12 protein-coding genes are annotated in these 16134 nt (G+C 63.7%); 6 read left to right on the top strand and 6 right to left on the bottom strand.

Going from position 1 to position 16134, the window contains the following annotated elements; all coding sequences use genetic code 11:
• Position 1: 1 nt before the first annotated feature.
• The 3 genes from M2395_RS11770 to M2395_RS11760 all read right to left on the bottom strand — a co-directional run bounded on the left by M2395_RS11770 (position 2) and on the right by M2395_RS11760 (position 3360).
• Complete coding sequence (locus tag M2395_RS11770) at positions 2–1213, bottom strand: NarK/NasA family nitrate transporter (protein WP_041116866.1); 1212 nt, start codon at positions 1211–1213, stop codon at positions 2–4.
• Between the two features lie 344 nt (positions 1214–1557).
• Positions 1558–2133 (bottom strand): ANTAR domain-containing response regulator, encoded by a 576-nt coding sequence (locus tag M2395_RS11765; RefSeq protein WP_123430269.1) that lies wholly within the window; start codon positions 2131–2133, stop codon positions 1558–1560.
• A 15-nt stretch (positions 2134–2148) separates the two neighbouring features.
• Entirely contained in the window at positions 2149–3360 is a 1212-nt protein-coding gene (locus M2395_RS11760) for a CmpA/NrtA family ABC transporter substrate-binding protein (RefSeq protein ID WP_123430270.1), read from the bottom strand.
• Between the two features lie 232 nt (positions 3361–3592).
• Between M2395_RS11760 and M2395_RS11755 the strand changes: the two genes are divergently transcribed.
• Complete coding sequence (locus M2395_RS11755) at positions 3593–4612, top strand: quinone-dependent dihydroorotate dehydrogenase (protein WP_011060197.1); 1020 nt, start codon at positions 3593–3595, stop codon at positions 4610–4612.
• A 133-nt stretch (positions 4613–4745) separates the two neighbouring features.
• Here M2395_RS11755 and rmf read toward each other — a convergent pair whose 3' ends face one another.
• Positions 4746–4961 (bottom strand): ribosome modulation factor, encoded by a 216-nt coding sequence (gene rmf, locus M2395_RS11750; protein ID WP_015634760.1) that lies wholly within the window; start codon positions 4959–4961, stop codon positions 4746–4748.
• A 544-nt stretch (positions 4962–5505) separates the two neighbouring features.
• Between rmf and rlmKL the strand changes: the two genes are divergently transcribed.
• Entirely contained in the window at positions 5506–7770 is a 2265-nt protein-coding gene (rlmKL, locus tag M2395_RS11745) for a bifunctional 23S rRNA (guanine(2069)-N(7))-methyltransferase RlmK/23S rRNA (guanine(2445)-N(2))-methyltransferase RlmL (protein ID WP_015634761.1), read from the top strand.
• A 136-nt stretch (positions 7771–7906) separates the two neighbouring features.
• Entirely contained in the window at positions 7907–10306 is a 2400-nt protein-coding gene (locus tag M2395_RS11740; RefSeq protein ID WP_123430271.1) for a diguanylate cyclase, read from the top strand.
• Positions 10307–10348: 42 nt separating this feature from the next.
• On the opposite strand, the gene dacB is transcribed toward M2395_RS11740, so the two are convergent.
• Positions 10349–11809 carry a D-alanyl-D-alanine carboxypeptidase/D-alanyl-D-alanine-endopeptidase gene (dacB, locus tag M2395_RS11735; RefSeq protein ID WP_015634763.1) on the bottom strand — a complete coding sequence of 487 codons (1461 nt, stop codon included), beginning with the start codon at positions 11807–11809 and terminating at the stop codon, positions 10349–10351.
• Positions 11810–12043: 234 nt separating this feature from the next.
• Here dacB and M2395_RS11730 point away from each other — a divergent pair, with 234 nt between their 5' ends.
• The gene (locus M2395_RS11730) at positions 12044–12388 is read left to right on the top strand and encodes a YggL family protein (protein ID WP_011060201.1); all 345 of its coding nucleotides are present in this window, start codon (positions 12044–12046) and stop codon (positions 12386–12388) included.
• Between the two features lie 190 nt (positions 12389–12578).
• Here the strand turns inward: M2395_RS11730 and M2395_RS11725 are convergent, their stop codons facing one another.
• Entirely contained in the window at positions 12579–13769 is a 1191-nt protein-coding gene (locus M2395_RS11725) for a benzoate/H(+) symporter BenE family transporter (RefSeq protein WP_015634764.1), read from the bottom strand.
• 319 nt (positions 13770–14088) lie between these two features.
• On the opposite strand from M2395_RS11725, the gene M2395_RS11720 reads away from it, so the two are divergent.
• Both M2395_RS11720 and M2395_RS11715 read left to right on the top strand, forming a co-directional pair.
• Complete coding sequence (locus tag M2395_RS11720) at positions 14089–14853, top strand: GntR family transcriptional regulator (RefSeq protein ID WP_011060203.1); 765 nt, start codon at positions 14089–14091, stop codon at positions 14851–14853.
• 208 nt (positions 14854–15061) lie between these two features.
• Complete coding sequence (locus tag M2395_RS11715; protein ID WP_123430272.1) at positions 15062–16012, top strand: LysR family transcriptional regulator; 951 nt, start codon at positions 15062–15064, stop codon at positions 16010–16012.
• The last annotated feature ends 122 nt before the right edge of the window (positions 16013–16134 follow it).

Here is a 16134-nt window from a genome sequence, read left to right as displayed (position 1 = left end):
CTCAGACCCGCGCCGCAGTCACGGCGGCGGAGCCCCAGGTGGTTCTCCAGCGGCGCTTGACCCCGTGCAGGCCGAACCAGGCCAGGACCCCGAGGCTGGCGAACAGCCACAGCGCCAGTTGATAGCTGCCGGTGCTCTGCTTGATCGCACCCATGCCCGCCGCCAGGGCAAAACCGCCGATGCCGCCGGCCATGCCGATCAGCCCGGTCATGACCCCTATTTCCCGGCGAAAGCGCTGCGGCACCAGTTGGAATACCGCGCCATTGCCTGCGCCGAGACCGAGCATGGTGCAGACGAACAGCGCCAGCGCCGCATAGGAACTGGGCAGGTTGAAGCCTACGGCGGCGATGCACACCACCGCCACGCTATACATGCCGAGCAAGGTGCGAATACCGCCGAAACGGTCGGCCAGGGCGCCGCCCAGAGGGCGCATCAGGCTGCCGCCGAAGACGCAGGCGGCGGTGTAGTAGCCTGCGGAGATCGGGCTCAGACCGTACTGGTCGTTGAAGTAGCCGGGCAGGGCGCTGGCCAGGCCGATGAAGCCGCCGAAGGTCACGCTGTAGAAGAACATGAACCACCAGCTGTCACGATCACCCAGGGCCTTGAAGTAGTCGGCCATGGACTTGGCCTGGGGCCGTTGGGGGGCGTTCTTGGCGAGCCAGGCGAACAGCGCCAGGGTCACCAGCAGGGGAATCAGGGCGAGGCCGAACACATTACTCCAGCCATAGGCCGCTGCCAGTACCGGTGCCAGCAGGGCGGCGAACACCGTGCCGGAGTTGCCGGCGCCGGCGATGCCCATGGCCTTTCCCTGGTGCTGCGGCGGGTACCACTGCGAGGCCAGGGGCAGGGCCACGGCGAAGGAAGCCCCGGCCATGCCGAGGCATACCCCCAGCAGCAGCGCCTGCTCATAGCTGTGGATGCCCAGCTTCCAGGCCATGAACAGCGCGCCGATGACGATCACCTGGCCGATCAGGCCGGCGGTCTTGGGTGACAGGCGATCGGCCAGCAGGCCCATGATGAAGCGCAGCACTGCGCCGGCGAGGATCGGCGTGGCCACCATCAGTCCGCGTTGCTGAGTGCTCAGGTGCAGGTCGGCGGCGATCTGCACCGCCAGGGGGCCCAGCAGGTACCAGACCATGAAGCTCAGGTCGAAATACAGAAAGGCCGCGAACAGGGTCGGGGTGTGGCCGGATTTCCAGAAGCTTGAATTCATCGCGCACCTCAGCTGATAAGAGTCGTTGGAGTCGTCATGAGCTTGCAGGTGGAGCGCCGCCACGGCCGCGCCACCGACCCCGGTCAGTGGGGCCAAAACGAAAAAACGTCGGCACCCGGCTCGTTGAGGGCGAGCAGGGCGCGCGACGTCTTTGTCGTAGGTGGGGCAACCGCCGTTGGTTACCGGTGTGGAGCTGATAGCAAGAGCCGCGCCAACCTGCGGCCGATGCTGGCTCGCATGGGCTGGTTCGCTGTAGGAGCTGGCTTGCCAGCGAAGGCACCCTCAAGACTGGCGCAAGGTTCAGAGGCCTATTCGCCGGCAAGCCGGCTCCTACGGGGCGCAGGTCAGCCCAGCAGATCCTGCATGGCGATGATCTGTTCCGCGACCTGGATCAGCTTCTGCTGTTTGCTCATGGCCTGGCGACGCATCAGGGTGTAGGCCTGTTCTTCGTCGCAGTCCTTCATCTTCATCAACAGGCCCTTGGCCAGTTCGATGCGCTTGCGCTCGGCCATTTGCTGGTCCCGGGCCTGGAGTTGCGCGCGCAGGGCCTGGTCGCTTTCAAAGCGCGCCATGGCCACGTCGAGGATAGGCTGCAGGCGCTGGACCTGGATGCCCTCGACGATGTAGGCGCTGACCCCGGACTTGATCGCCTGGCGCATTACCCCCGGATCGTGTTCATCGGTGAACATCACGATGGGCCGGGGTTGATCGCGGCTGACCAGCACCACTTGCTCCATGACATCGCGGCTGGGTGACTCGGTATCGATCAGGATCACGTCCGGACGCACTGTTTCGACGCGGCCCGGCAGGTCGATGGTCAGGCCGGATTCGTCAATCACCTCGAAACCGGCTTCGCTGAGGGCGGCCTTGAGCCTTCCGACTTTTTTCGCGGTGTCGTTGATCAGCAGGATACGCAGCATGTTCGCGGGCTCCGATCAGCGCTGGGCAACAAGGGGAGGGGTGCCGTTCATCGCATGCAGGCGGAAGCTGCGGGCATAGGCGGCAGGCTCAGAGCCGTCCCACACCTTGCCATCGATCAACTGGCTGCTGCGCATGTCCTGGCCCCAGGCGGCGATGCCCAGCGCGGTGGCGGCTTCGCGGTATAGCTCCAGCTGCTGCACGTGGCGAGCGACGCCCAGGTAATCCGGGTCTTCCCGCAGCAGGCCCCAGCGCCGGAACTGGGTCATGAACCACATGCCGTCGGACAGGTAGGGCAGGTTGACGGCGCCATGATGGTGAAAACGCAGGGCGTGGGGGTCCTGCCAGCAATTGCCCAGGCCGTCGGCGTAATCCCCCAGCAGCCGCGGCTCGATGCAGTCCAGCGGTGCATTCAGGTAATCGGCAGCGCTCAGCAACTGGGCGGTGCTGCGGCGGTTTTCCGGGCTTTGCTCGATAAAGCGGCTGGCTTCGAGAATCGCCATCACCAGGACCCGGGCGGTGTTCGGGTATTGCTCGACGAAGGCGCGGGTGCAGCCGAGGACTTTTTCCGGGTGATCCGGCCAGATCGCCTGGCTGGTGGCCAGGGTGAAACCCTGATCCTGCTGCACTGCACTGGCGCTCCAGGGTTCGCCGACGCAGAACCCGTCGATGCGCCCGGCCTGCAGATGAGCCACCATCTGCGGTGGCGGCACCACTACGCTGTCGACATCCTGCAGCGGGTGGATACCCTGGCTGGCCAGCCAGTAGTACAGCCACATGGCGTGGGTACCGGTGGGGAAGGTCTGGGCGAAGGTCAGTCGTGCCCGGCTTTGGTGCACATGGCGGTCCAATGTCTCAGGGCTGGTCACCTTGAGGGCTTGCAGTTCCCGGGACAGGTTGATGCTCTGGCCGTTCTGGTTCAGGCCCATGAGCACTGCCATGTCACAGGGGTTGGTGCCGCCGATACCCAGGTGTACCGCGTAGATCAGTCCATACAGGCTGTGGGCGGCGTCCAGCTCGCCGCTCACCAGCTTGTCCCGCAGGCTGGCCCAGGAACTCTGGCGCTTGAGGTTCAGGGTCAGGCCGTAGGGTTGGGCGAAGCCTTGAGTGGCGGCGACCACCACTGAGGCGCAATCGGTCAGGGCCATGAAGCCCAGGTCGATGGCGGACTTTTCCGGGGCATCGCTGCCGTTGACCCAGGCCAGCGGGGTGTTGGGGAGATCGGTCATGACGTGGCACCTTGCATAAAAAAGCGTCGTACCCGCCGACCGGGTGAGGCCGGGGCGGGTGACGACGCCATTGTCCTGGGACCTCAGCCGCCCTTGGCCGAGGTCTGCATGCACATGAGAGTGCAAGGCATATGCCAGCCCGGCGGGGATTTCACTTCGCGCCTCGCCTGCAAGCCCCGGGGCCGGCTATAATCGGCGCCCTATTTCGCCGCCAACCGAGTTCATCCCACCCATGTATACCCTGGCCCGCCAGCTGTTGTTCAAACTCTCCCCGGAAACCTCCCACGATCTGTCCCTGGACCTGATCGGCGCGGGCGGGCGTTTGGGCCTTAACGGGCTGTTGTGCAAGGCCCCGGCGCAGATGCCGGTCAAGGTCATGGGCCTGGAGTTTGCGAACCCGGTAGGGCTGGCTGCGGGCCTGGACAAGAACGGCGCAGCCATCGACGGCTTCGCCCAATTGGGGTTTGGTTTTGTCGAGATCGGCACCGTCACCCCACGCCCGCAACCGGGCAACCCCAAGCCGCGGATCTTCCGCCTGCCCCAGGCCGAGGCCATCATCAACCGCATGGGCTTCAACAACCTGGGGGTCGACAACCTGCTGGCACGGGTCGCGGCCTCGCAATACAAGGGCGTGCTGGGGATCAATATCGGCAAGAACTTCGACACCCCGGTGGAGCGGGCGGTGGATGATTACCTGATCTGCCTGGACAAGGTCTATGCCCACGCCAGCTATGTCACGGTCAACGTCAGCTCGCCCAATACCCCGGGCCTGCGCAGCCTGCAATTTGGCGAGTCGCTCAAGCAACTGCTGGCGGCCTTGAGCCAGCGCCAACAGGAACTGACTGCGATCCACGGCAAGCGTGTACCGCTGGCCATCAAGATCGCTCCGGACATGAGCGACGAGGAAACCGTGGAAGTGGCCCGCGCCCTGCTTGAAACCGGCATGGACGCAGTGATCGCCACCAACACCACTTTGAGCCGTGAAGGTGTCGAAGGCCTGGAGCACGGCGCCGAGGCCGGCGGCCTGTCCGGCGCACCGGTACGGGAAAAGAGCACCCACACGGTCAAGGTACTGGCTGCTGAACTGGCCGGCCGTTTGCCGATCATCGCCGTGGGCGGCATCACCGAAGGCAAGCACGCGGCTGAGAAGATCGCTGCGGGCGCCAGCCTGGTGCAGCTGTATTCGGGGTTCATCTACAAGGGGCCGGCGCTGATTCGCGAGTCGGTGGATGCCATCGCGGCCATGGGCTGAGAGGGAAGGACGGCACGCGGGCATAAAAAAGGGCTCCTCGAAGGAGCCCCTGGGCCGAAGCCCGCCGCCCGGATGGGGCGTGCGTGGTTAAGTCGTCATCTATTCAAGTTTTAGGTGTCGGAATGTGCCCTGATCAGCCGACAGCGCGAAGTTCGTTGAGTCTGTGGATGCCCGCAGTGCCTGTCATACCGTCCCAGTTGTCGCCGCGTCCTTCTCGCCAGCCGTTAATCCAGGCTTGGCGTACCGACGGTAGAGTAAATGGGCAAAGCTCACGGGACTTGCCATTAACGCCATACTGATATCCGCGTAAAAACGCTTTTTCCAACGGATCACGCTTTAGTCTTCTCATAGGGTGTTTCCCTCACTTGTTGACTGCTTTATGTCCCGTCGACCTTCGTTGAGGTCGGGCAGATTGCTTCTGCCGTTGGTGCTCGCTGCCGGCGTCGCGAGCCTTGATGTTGACGCCGTTGCGGCGCCAACCTGTGTTGAGTTCTAACCAATAGGTCACAGCAAGTGAATGATCGTTTTGTCATAAGGACGTAACGATAATGCTGTCCAGGCCATAAGCCTGGGGCGGTTTTGTATCGTGCCTGTCACGCAAAGCCCCCTGTGATCAGCCTCTCACTAGATGATGAGGTTAATGCTTTAGTGAGAATGTCGAACGGTTGCACTCAACTACTATTCGACGAAGGGTCGACTTATGTCATTTTGTTGCCCTGACTTTTTATCTGTCCCGGCCTCTAAGCTCTTTTGCCCTGCAAGAAAGCCAGCCTGCCGGGGTGGGACGGCGCAGTTTCGCGCCACACGAGCGCTCTTGAAGAAAAGCGCTTGATTGAAAACCGAACGGGCGATGCGTTGCCCGTTCACTTATTGCTAAAGGCCCTGGTATTCCCATGTCGGATCGTTACGAAATCTTCCTCACCTGTCCCAAAGGCCTTGAAGGCCTGCTGATCGAGGAAGCCGTCGGGCTTGGCCTTGAGCAAGCGCGTGAGCACACTTCTGCCGTGCGCGGCATGGCCGACATGGAGACAGCCTATCGCCTGTGCTTGTGGTCGCGCCTGGCCAACCGGGTGCTGCTGGTGCTCAAGCGCTTCCCGATGAAGGACGCCGAGGATCTCTACCACGGCGTGCTGGATGTCGACTGGCAGGACCACATGCTGGCCGACGGCACCCTGGCCGTGGAGTTCAGCGGCCATGGCTCGGGCATCGACAACACCCACTTCGGCGCCCTGAAGGTCAAGGACGCCATTGTCGACAAGCTGCGCACTCCGACCGGCGAGCGCCCTTCGGTGGACAAGCTCAACCCCGACCTGCGCATCCACCTGCGCCTGGACCGCGGCGAAGCCATCCTCTCCCTGGACCTCTCCGGCCACAGCCTGCACCAGCGCGGCTACCGCCTGCAGCAAGGCGCCGCGCCGCTCAAGGAAAACCTGGCGGCGGCGATCCTGATCCGTTCCGGCTGGCCGCGCATCGCTGCCGAAGGCGGCGCCCTGGCCGACCCGATGTGTGGCGTGGGTACCTTCCTGGTGGAGGCGGCGATGATCGCCGCCGACATCGCCCCCAATCTCAAGCGTGAACAATGGGGCTTCACTGCCTGGCTCGGCCACGTGCCGGCGCTGTGGCGCAAGCTGCACGACGAAGCGCTGGCCCGGGCCCAGGCCGGCCTTGCCAAGCCACCACTGTGGATCCGCGGCTACGAAGCCGATCCGCGTCTGATCCAGCCCGGCCGCAACAACGTAGAGCGCGCCGGCCTGAGCGAGTGGATCAAGATCTACCAGGGCGAAGTGGGCACCTTCGAGCCGCGCCCGGACCAGAACCAGAAAGGCCTGGTGATCTGCAACCCACCCTACGGCGAGCGCCTGGGTGACGAAGCCAGCCTGCTGTACCTCTACCAGAACCTCGGCGAGCGCCTGCGCCAGGCCTGCCTGAACTGGGAAGCGGCGGTGTTCACCGGCGCCCCGGACCTGGGCAAGCGCATGGGCATCCGCAGCCACAAACAGTACTCGTTCTGGAACGGCGCCTTGCCCTGCAAGCTGCTGCTGATCAAGGTCCTGCCGGATCAGTTCGTCACCGGCGAGCGCCGCACCGCCGAGCAGCGCCAGGTGGAACGCGAGCAGGCCCAGGCCGCCGCGGACGAAGTACCCGTGCGCCAGTACAACAAGAATGGCAACCCGATCAAGCCGGCCCCGGCTCCTGCTCCCGTGGTCGAACAGGCGCGCCTGAGCGAGGGCGGGCAGATGTTCGCCAACCGCCTGCAAAAGAACCTCAAGCAACTGGGCAAGTGGGCCAAGCGCGAGGGCATCGAGTGCTACCGTGTCTACGATGCCGACATGCCGGAATACTCCCTGGCCATCGACCTCTACCAGGATTGGGTGCACGTGCAGGAATACGCGGCGCCCAAATCGGTGGACCCAGAAAAGGCCCAGGCACGTCTGTTCGATGCCCTGGCGGCGATTCCCCAGGCGTTGAATGTCGACAAGAGCCGGGTGGTGATCAAGCGTCGCGAGCGCCAGAGCGGCACCAAGCAGTACGAGCGCCAGAGTGCCCAGGGCCAGTTCACCGAAGTTCGTGAAGGCGGGATCAAGCTACTGGTGAACCTTACCGACTACCTGGATACCGGGCTGTTTCTCGATCACCGGCCGATGCGCATGCGTATTCAGCAAGAGGCGGCGGGCAAGCGTTTCCTCAACCTGTTCTGCTACACCGCCACCGCCAGTGTGCACGCGGCCAAGGGCGGCGCGCGCAGCACCACCAGTGTCGACCTGTCGAAAACCTATCTGGACTGGGCACGCCGCAATTTCTCGCTCAACGGTTTCTCCGACAAGAACCGCCTGGAGCAGGGCGATGTGATGGCCTGGCTGGACAGCTGCCGTGACGAGTTCGACTTGATCTTCATCGACCCGCCGACCTTCTCCAACTCCAAGCGCATGGAAGGGGTGTTCGACGTGCAGCGTGACCAGGTGCAGTTGCTGGACCTGGCCATGGCACGCCTGGCGCCGGGGGGCGTGCTGTATTTCTCCAACAACTTCCGCAAGTTCCAGTTGGATGAAAACCTCGCCGCGCGCTACCAGATCGAGGAAATCACGGCGAAAACCATCGATCCGGATTTCGCCCGCAACGGCAAAATCCACCGTGCCTGGAAAGTCACCGCACGCTGATGGCCGGATATGTCCCCGAGGCCTGTTTTTTCAGGTTTCGGGGGCTGTTTAGCGCTGGTCAAATTAGTGGCTAATAGCTATAACTCACACTTGGTCCGGATGATGCCCAAACTCGCTGGCGTGATGAGTTCTGCTTATGCCTCTGCATGTTGTACGCCCGAAAATCCTGGGTTTCATAAGTGAAGAGGTATCTGCCTGGCTGGTGGCGGTGCTGGTCCTGGTTGCGGGCGGCATCCTCACCGGGCTCTTGGCCTGGTCCACCTACAGCCTGAACAAGCAGCAGGTGCGCCAGCGCTTCCAGTTGCTGGCCGGCGAACGCTACAGCCGCATCGAAGAACGCTTTCAAGACCAGGAACAACGCCTGGACGGCTTGCGGCGCTTCTTTGTCAATTCCGACCTGGTGACCCGCCAGGATTTCGATGGCTACGCCAAACCCTTGTTACGCCGCACCCAGGCCTATGCCTGGGCGCCTCTGGTGAGCCGCGCCCAGCGCCCGGGGTTCGAGCAGTCGATTCGCGATCAGGGGCTGCCGGGTTTTTCCATTTTGCAGTTGAATGCCACGGGCCAGATGGAGCCGGCCGGCGAGCACGATGACTACGCGCCGGTGCTGTACAGCCAGACCCAGAGCCCCCTGGGGTCGCCCCTGGGTTACGACCTCCTGGCTCAACCCCTGCGCCGAGCCACCCTGGAACGTGCTCGGGAACTCAATGGCCTGGCGGTCTCTCCGCCTTTGCAACTGGTGGCCGTGGACCAGGCCTATGCGCGAGGGGTGCTGCTGGCGGCGCCGGTCAGGCGCGCGCAGGATGCTTCCGGCCCCCAGGACCGGCCCTACGGTTATGTTCTGGCGATCATCAGCCTGCGGCAACTGGTGGCGGACGGCCTGCCGGTTCCTGCCAGCGATAACCTGTCGGTGCGGATTCTCGACCTGTCCACCGAGGGCCAGCACGAGGTGCTCTACGAGTCGAACAACCCGCCCATCAGCAGCGGCCTGACCGCCAGCCGCCTGCTGCGCCTGGCGGACCGGGACTATCAAGTGGACATCCGCCCCAGCGCGGCCTTCCTGCACGCCAACCATTCAGCCCTGGGTAGCCTGGTGATCCTTGGCGGCATGCTCAGCCTGCTGCTCAGCGCCTTGCTCTACGTCCTGGTCAGCCAGCGTCAGCGGGCTCTGGCCCTGGTGGAGCAGCGCACCGAGGAGCTGCGTAGCAGCGAGCAGGCGTTGCGCGGCACCCACAGCCAGTTGCGCTGCGTGCTCAATGCCGCCACTCAGGTAGCGATCATTGCCACCGACCTGCGCGGAGTGATCAGCACTTTCAATGCCGGGGCCGAGCAGATGCTCGGCTACAGCAGCAGTGAGGCGGTGGGGCACCTGACCCTGGAAAGCCTACACCTGCCCGAAGAGTTGGAAAGCTGGGCCCAGAGCCTCACCCAGCGTTACGGCAAAGCCATCCCGGTGTCCCAGGCGATGCTGGTGGAAGAGGGCATGGCCGGCGGGCATGAGGCCCGGGAATGGACCCTGGTACGGCGTGACGGTAGCCATCTGCAAGTCAACATGCTGGCTACCCCGGTGCTCGACGACCAGGGGTTGTGGATCGGCCATCTGGCCATCTGCATCGATATCACCGAACGCAAGCGCGTGCATGAAGCCCTGGCCGCCCGTGACCGCTTGCTGCAGCGGCTCAGCGCCCACGTTCCCGGCGGGATCTATCAGTTCAAGCTGGACGCCGACGGGCATACCAGTTTTCCCTATGCCAGCGATGGCCTGCGCGAGATCTACGAGATCGAGCCGCAACTGCTGCAGCAGGATGCCGAGGCGGCATTCGAGCGCATCCATCCTGAGGATGTGGAGCGGGTGCGTGAGTCGATCCGGGTTTCGGCGCAGCAGCTCAGTCCCTGGCGCGAGGAGTACCGGGTCTGCCTGCCGCAGCGGGGGGTGCGCTGGATGCGCGGTGCAGCGAGCCCGGAAAGCCTGCGGGGCGGCGGTGTGCTCTGGCACGGCTATATATCGGATATCTCCGATCTCAAGCGGGTCGAGGAGGAACTGCGGGCATTGTCGGTCACCGACTCCCTGACCGGTATCCACAACCGGCGCTATTTCCAGGAGCGGCTACAGGCCGAGATGCACCGCCTGGAGCGAGGTGGTGGCGTCATGGCGGTGATCATGCTGGACATCGACCATTTCAAGCGGATCAACGATCAGTACGGTCACGGTGTGGGGGATCAGGTGCTGCGCGGGTTGTGCGAGCGCATCGGCCGGCGCCTGCGGCGCATCGACGTCTTCTGCCGTCTGGGGGGAGAGGAGTTCATGGTCCTGTGCCCGGACACCAGCGGCCAGCAAGCGCTGATTCTGGCGCAGGAGCTGTGGCACGGTGTGCGCAGTTCGCCGATCGGGCCGGTGGAGAGTGTCACCGCCAGTTTCGGTATCGCCAGTTGGCGTGCGGGGGAGGGTGCAGATGAGCTGCTGCTGCGGGCCGACTCTGCGGTCTATGCCGCCAAGCAGGCGGGGCGGGACCGGGTCCTGATGGAACAGCCGTGAACACTGGCGGCGCGCAAGGCTTGCCGCCGCCAGCATCGCCGCTTACAGCACCGAAGCGCTGGTCGCCAGTTTCGGCTGGCGGTACAGGTCCAGCAGGACCTGGTCGAGCACCGAAGAGGCGCCGAATGGCCGTGGATCGTTGAGGATTGCCACCACCGCCCAGGTATTGCCGTTGTCGTCGCGGCTGTAGCCGGCGATGGCGCGTACGGTGTTCAGGGTGCCGGTCTTGATGTGCGCCTCACCAGACATGGCGGTGCGCTTGAGGCGCTTGCGCATGGTGCCATCCATGCCGGCGATCGGCATCGAGCTGATGAACTCGGCGGCGTAGGGGCTCTTCCACGCCGCTTGCAGCAGGCCGGCCATTTCCCGGGCACTGACCCGCTCGGCACGCGACAGGCCGGAACCGTTCTCCATCACCAGGTGTGGCGAGGTGATGCCTTTCTTCGCCAGCCATTGGCGCACCACACGCTGGGCTGCCTTGGCGTCGTCGCCATCGGCTTCGTTGCGGTACTTGGCCCCCAGGCTCAGGAACAACTGCTGGGCCATGGTGTTGTTACTGTATTTGTTGATGTCGCGGATGATTTCCGCGAGGTCCGGGGAGAAGGCGCGGGCCAGGACCTTGGCATCCTTGGGTACCACGGCCAGGCGATCCTGGCCCTGGATGCTGCCGCCCAGCTCGCTCCAGATCGCCCGCACCGCGCCGGCGGTGTAGGTGGCGTGGTCCAGCAGCGACAGGTAAGTCTGGGAACTGCAGCCATCACCCAACTGCCCGCCGACGGTCACGATCACGCTGCCATCGGCCTGGGTGACGGGGTTGTAGCGCACGTCTCCAGTGCACTGCTTGGTGTTGACCGCCTTGACCTGGTTGTCGATGCGGATCTTGGCGATCGGCGGCTCCACCGAAACCAGGACCCGTCCTGAGTCATTGCGGGCAACGAAGCGCAGGGCCTTGAGGTTGACCATCAGGGCGTCCGGCTTGACCAGGAACGGCTTGTTCTCGTCGTTGCCATCGTCATTGAATTCCGGCAGTTGCGGCTGCACGAAGAAGTTGCGGTCCAGCACCAGATCGCCAGTGACTTGCTGTACGCCATTGGCCCGCAGGTCACGCATCAGCAGCCAGAGCTTCTCCATGTTCAGCTTGGGGTCGCCGCCGCCCTTGAGGTACAGGTTGCCATTGAGGATGCCGCCGCTGAGGGTGCCGTCGGTGTAGAACTCGGTTTTCCACTGGTGGGTCGGGCCGAGCATTTCCAGGGCCGCGTAGGTGGTCACCAGTTTCATGGTGGAGGCCGGGTTCACCGATACATCGGCGTTGAAGATGGTCGGGGTGCCGGGGCCGTTCAGGGGAATCATCACCAGGGACAGGGCGTTATCCGGAAGTTTGCTGGCTTTGAGGGCTTGCTGGACCTTGGGGGTCAGGGTGGTGTTGACCGGGGCCGCGGAAACGGGAAAGGCCAGGGGGAGAAAAACACTGGCCAGCAACAGAGGACGCAACGATTTGATCATATGAAATGGAACCCTGCAGTCGAGGGGAAAAAAGGCGAGGGCATGCAGATAAAATCCCTCAGTGGTCATGAAAGTGTCGGCATTATGCCCCAAGGTATAGCGGCTTGTGCCGTGCCACGGGCCGCTGGGGCGGTATTTTTTTTACCAATGGCAGGGTTGCATCCTCATAGAGTCAGGCAATCGCCTGCCTAAACTGGTAAAGTGCCGCCCGTTATTACTTATGAGGATTGTTCCATGGCCACTAACCGTTCCCGCCGTCTGCGCAAAAAACTCTGCGTAGATGAATTTCAGGAGCTGGGTTTTGAGCTGAACCTGGATTTCAAAGAAGGTCTGGCTGACGAAGCTATCGACGCTTTCCTCGACGCATTCCTCAAAGAAGCGATGGAAGCCAACGGCCTGGGCTATGTAGGCGGCGACGACTTCGGTCTGGTTTGCCTGAGCAAGCGCGGTTCCGTCAGCGAAGAGCAACGTGCCACCGTTGAAGCCTGGCTCAAGGCGCGCACCGAGCTGACCACCGTTGAAGTCAGTCCGCTGCTGGACGTGTGGTACCCGGACAACGCGATCAACCCAGTCGCGTGATGTCATGCATGAGCGACCCGTCCGGGTCGCTCATGCGTTGTTGCCCGAGGGCAACCTGTCGATTTTCCCCTTTGTATCCTTGCCTCTGCCACGGGCCAGCCCCGGGCGTTGTCGTGGGCGCCGTTCGCCGGCAAGCCGGCGCGTGAGCGAGCGCCGGTCGGTGTAGAAGCCGGCTTGCCAGCGAAGCCCTTCAGGCGCTGCGCCAGTTCAGGATCATCAGGGTCACCACCCCGGCAACAATTCCCCAGAACGCCGAGCCGATGGAGAACAGCGTCAGCCCCGACGCCGTGACCATGAAGGTGATCAGCGCCGCTTCCCGTTCCTTCACTTCGCTCATGGCGATGCTCAGGCCGTTGATAATCGAGCCGAACAGCGCCAGGGCCGCGATGGACAGCACCAGCTCCTTGGGCAGGGCGGCGAACAGCGCCGCCAGGGTGGCGCCGAAGACCCCGGCGATGCCGTAGAAAATCCCGCACCACACCGCCGCGGTGTAGCGCTTGCTGTGATCCTCATGGGCATGGGGGCCGGTGCAGATGGCGGCACTGATGGCCGCCAGGTTGATGCCATGGGAGCCGAAGGGCGCCAGCAGCAGCGAGGCCAACCCGGTGGCGGTGATCAGCGGCGAAGCCGGGACGTTGTAGCCGTCGGCCCGCAGCACGGCGATCCCCGGCATGTTCTGCGAGGTCATGGCCACCACGAACAGCGGAATGCCGATGCTGATGGTGGCGGCCAGGGAGAAGTGCGGCGTGGTCCATACCGGGGTCGCCACTTCCAGGTGAAAGCCGCTGAAGTCCAGCAGGCCCATGGCCCCGGACAAGGCCGTACCGATCAGCAGCGCAGCCAGTACCGCATAGCGCGGCGACAGGCGCTTGACCACCAGGTAGGTGAGGAACATGCCCAGCACCAGGCCGGTGCGGTGCTGGGCGGCGACGAAGATTTCACTGCCGATCTTGAACAGGATCCCCGCCAGCAGGGCCGCCGCCAGGGACGCCGGGATCTTTTTCATCAGCCGCTCGAAGCTGCCTGTCAGGCCGCACAGGGTCACCAGCACGGCGCAGGTGATATAGGCGCCGATGGCTTCGCCGTAGGTCACTCCGGACAGGCTGGTGATCAGCAGGGCGGCGCCGGGGGTCGACCAGGCGATGGTGATGGGGGTGCGATAGCGCAGGGAGAGGCCGATGCTGCACACCGCCATGCCGATGGAAATGGCCCAGATCCACGAGGAAATCTGACCGCTGGTCAGCCCGGCGGCCTGCCCGGCCTGGAACATCAGCACCAGGGAACTGGTATAGCCGGTCATCATGGCGATGAAGCCGGCCACTATGGCAGACGGCGAAGTGTCGGCCAGAGGGCGTAGCTGCGCGGGAGTGGCATCGGACATTACTGCTGTTCCTTGTTCTTGAAAGACGCAAAAAACCACATCCGGCGCGCATTGATCGAGGCGGGCTCGAGCAATGGGCCAGTAATGAGGTTCAAGGTCCAAGCCTAAACTTAAAAGTAACTTTGCATTGCAATACAGCCGTGACTACAAATAGCCGTACAGTCGTTGAACAAGTCGCGGGCCCGACAACACTTTTTGCTAGTGATGGCCATGGGTTGTGTACAATGTGCCCCTGTTTTAACGCGATACTTGCCAGCGACCCACCGTGGCGTATTAAAGTCACGCTGAAATCGCCGCAGTCCTCCCGACCCGAGTGCCCATGAACGAACAGTTGCAACCTCTCAAGAAACAACCGCGAGCAGGCAAAGCCGGTCGCAGCGGAACCCAGGACGATATTGTCTACGCGCACATCTTTGAGGCCATCCTCGAGCAGCGCCTGGCGCCGGGCACCAAATTGAGCGAAGAGGCGCTGGGGGAGATTTTCGGAGTCAGTCGGACCATCATCCGTCGCGCGCTGTCGCGCCTGGCCCATGAAGGCGTGGTCCTGCTGCGGCCCAACCGTGGCGCGGTCGTCGCCAGCCCGAGCGTCGAGGAAGCCCGCCAGGTATTTCTCGCCCGGCGCCTGGTGGAGCGGGCCATTACCGAACTGGCCGTGCAGCATGCCACTGCCGAGCAGTTGCTGGAGTTGCGGCAGATGGTCAACGAGGAACGCGACAGCTTTTCCCGCGGCGATCGTGGTGCCGGTATCCGCCTTTCCGGGGAGTTTCACCTGAAGCTGGCGGAAGCGGCGAAGAATGCCCCGCTGATCAGCTTCCAGCGCAGCCTGGTGTCCCAGACCTCGCTGATCATTGCCCAGTACGAAAGCGGTAACCGTTCGCACTGCTCCTACGATGAGCACACCCAACTGATCGATGCCATCGAAGCCCGGGACGGCGAGCTGGCGGTGAACCTGATGATGCACCACATGGACCACATCGACAGCAAGCTCAACCTCGACGAGGAAAGTGCCTCGGACGACCTGCATGCGGTGTTCTCGCACTTGCTGCAGACCAAGAAACCGGGGCGGCCAAGCGCCAAGCTCTAAGCTGCAAGCCTTGCGTTTCAAGCAATCCCTCGCTTCGTGTGCTGCACGGAGCGAGGGATTCTTGTTTCTGCGGCCCCTTGCCGGGCCTTGGCTTGGGCATTTTGTTGCGGTTTTTGTTTCAGATTGTATACAGTGACTGCTTCGAGGCGCATGGCCCGGCAGCAGTCGGCCAAGGCTCGCCTCTCGCCCTGCGAAAGGAGCCCGCGGCATGAGCGGCAGAACGCTACGTATTCATTCCTCCGCGATCCACTATTTCGACATGGTCCGGCGCTGCCGCTCGATCCGCGAGGCTGCCCGGCGCTTGAATGTCGCGTCCTCGGCAGTGAACCGGCAGATTCTCAAGATCGAGGACGAGATCGGCGCGCCGCTGTTCGAGCGCTTGCCCGGCGGCCTGCGCCTGACCATGGCCGGGGAGATTCTCAGCCGTCACGCCAACCTGGTGTTGCAGGACCTGGAGCGGGTGCGCCTGGAGTTCGACGCCTTGCGCGGCCTGAAAAGCGGCCACGTCGAGATCGCCACCGCCGAAGGTGCCACGGTGGATCTGCTGCCCTCGGTGCTCAAGCGCATGCGTGATCACTACCCGCAAGTGACCATCGGTGTGACCGTGCAGGGTTCGCAATCCATTCCCCAGGCCCTGATCAACAGCCGCGCCGACCTGGGCCTGGCCTTTGCTGTGCCACGGGCCGCGGAAATCCGCCAGTTGAGTGTCGGGCATTTCCGCCTCGGGGCGCTGGTCAGCCCGGACCACCCGCTGGCCGAGCGCGGCAGCGTCAATTTCGCCACCTGTGCCGAGCACGGGCTGATCCTGGCCAAGAGCGAGCTGTCGATCCATCACCTGCTGGCGCCGCTGCACAAGCGTCTGGGCCTGCTGGACAAACCGCCGCTGCAGAGCAACTCCATGGAGCTGGCGCGGCAGATGGCCCGGCACAACATGGGGGTGGCGTTCCAGACCCGGGTCGGGGTCGAGGCGGATCTGCAAAAGGGTGAGCTGTTGCATATTCCCCTGAGCGACCAGGGCGGCATCTACAGCGACCTGGGGCTCTACGCCCGCAGCGGGCGCGACCTGCCCAGCGCGGTGGAGGCGCTGGCGCATTTGCTCAGTGAGGAGATCGCTCTTCGCGAACGGGCCGAGCGCGCCTACGGCCAGCCGGTGCTCTGAGTCCGGCCTCCTGGGCCTGTGTTGCCATTTCGGCAGCGCCCTGGTCGATATTCTGTGCTTTGGGCGCTGTAGCGCTTGTGTCGATACTGCGTGCGGTCGGCAGCCAGCGAAGCTGCCTAAAG

Source organism: Pseudomonas sp. BIGb0176 (assembly GCF_024810175.1).
In the GTDB taxonomy this organism is placed as follows: domain Bacteria; phylum Pseudomonadota; class Gammaproteobacteria; order Pseudomonadales; family Pseudomonadaceae; genus Aquipseudomonas; species Aquipseudomonas protegens.
This window is presented reverse-complemented; position numbering and strand designations above follow the sequence as displayed.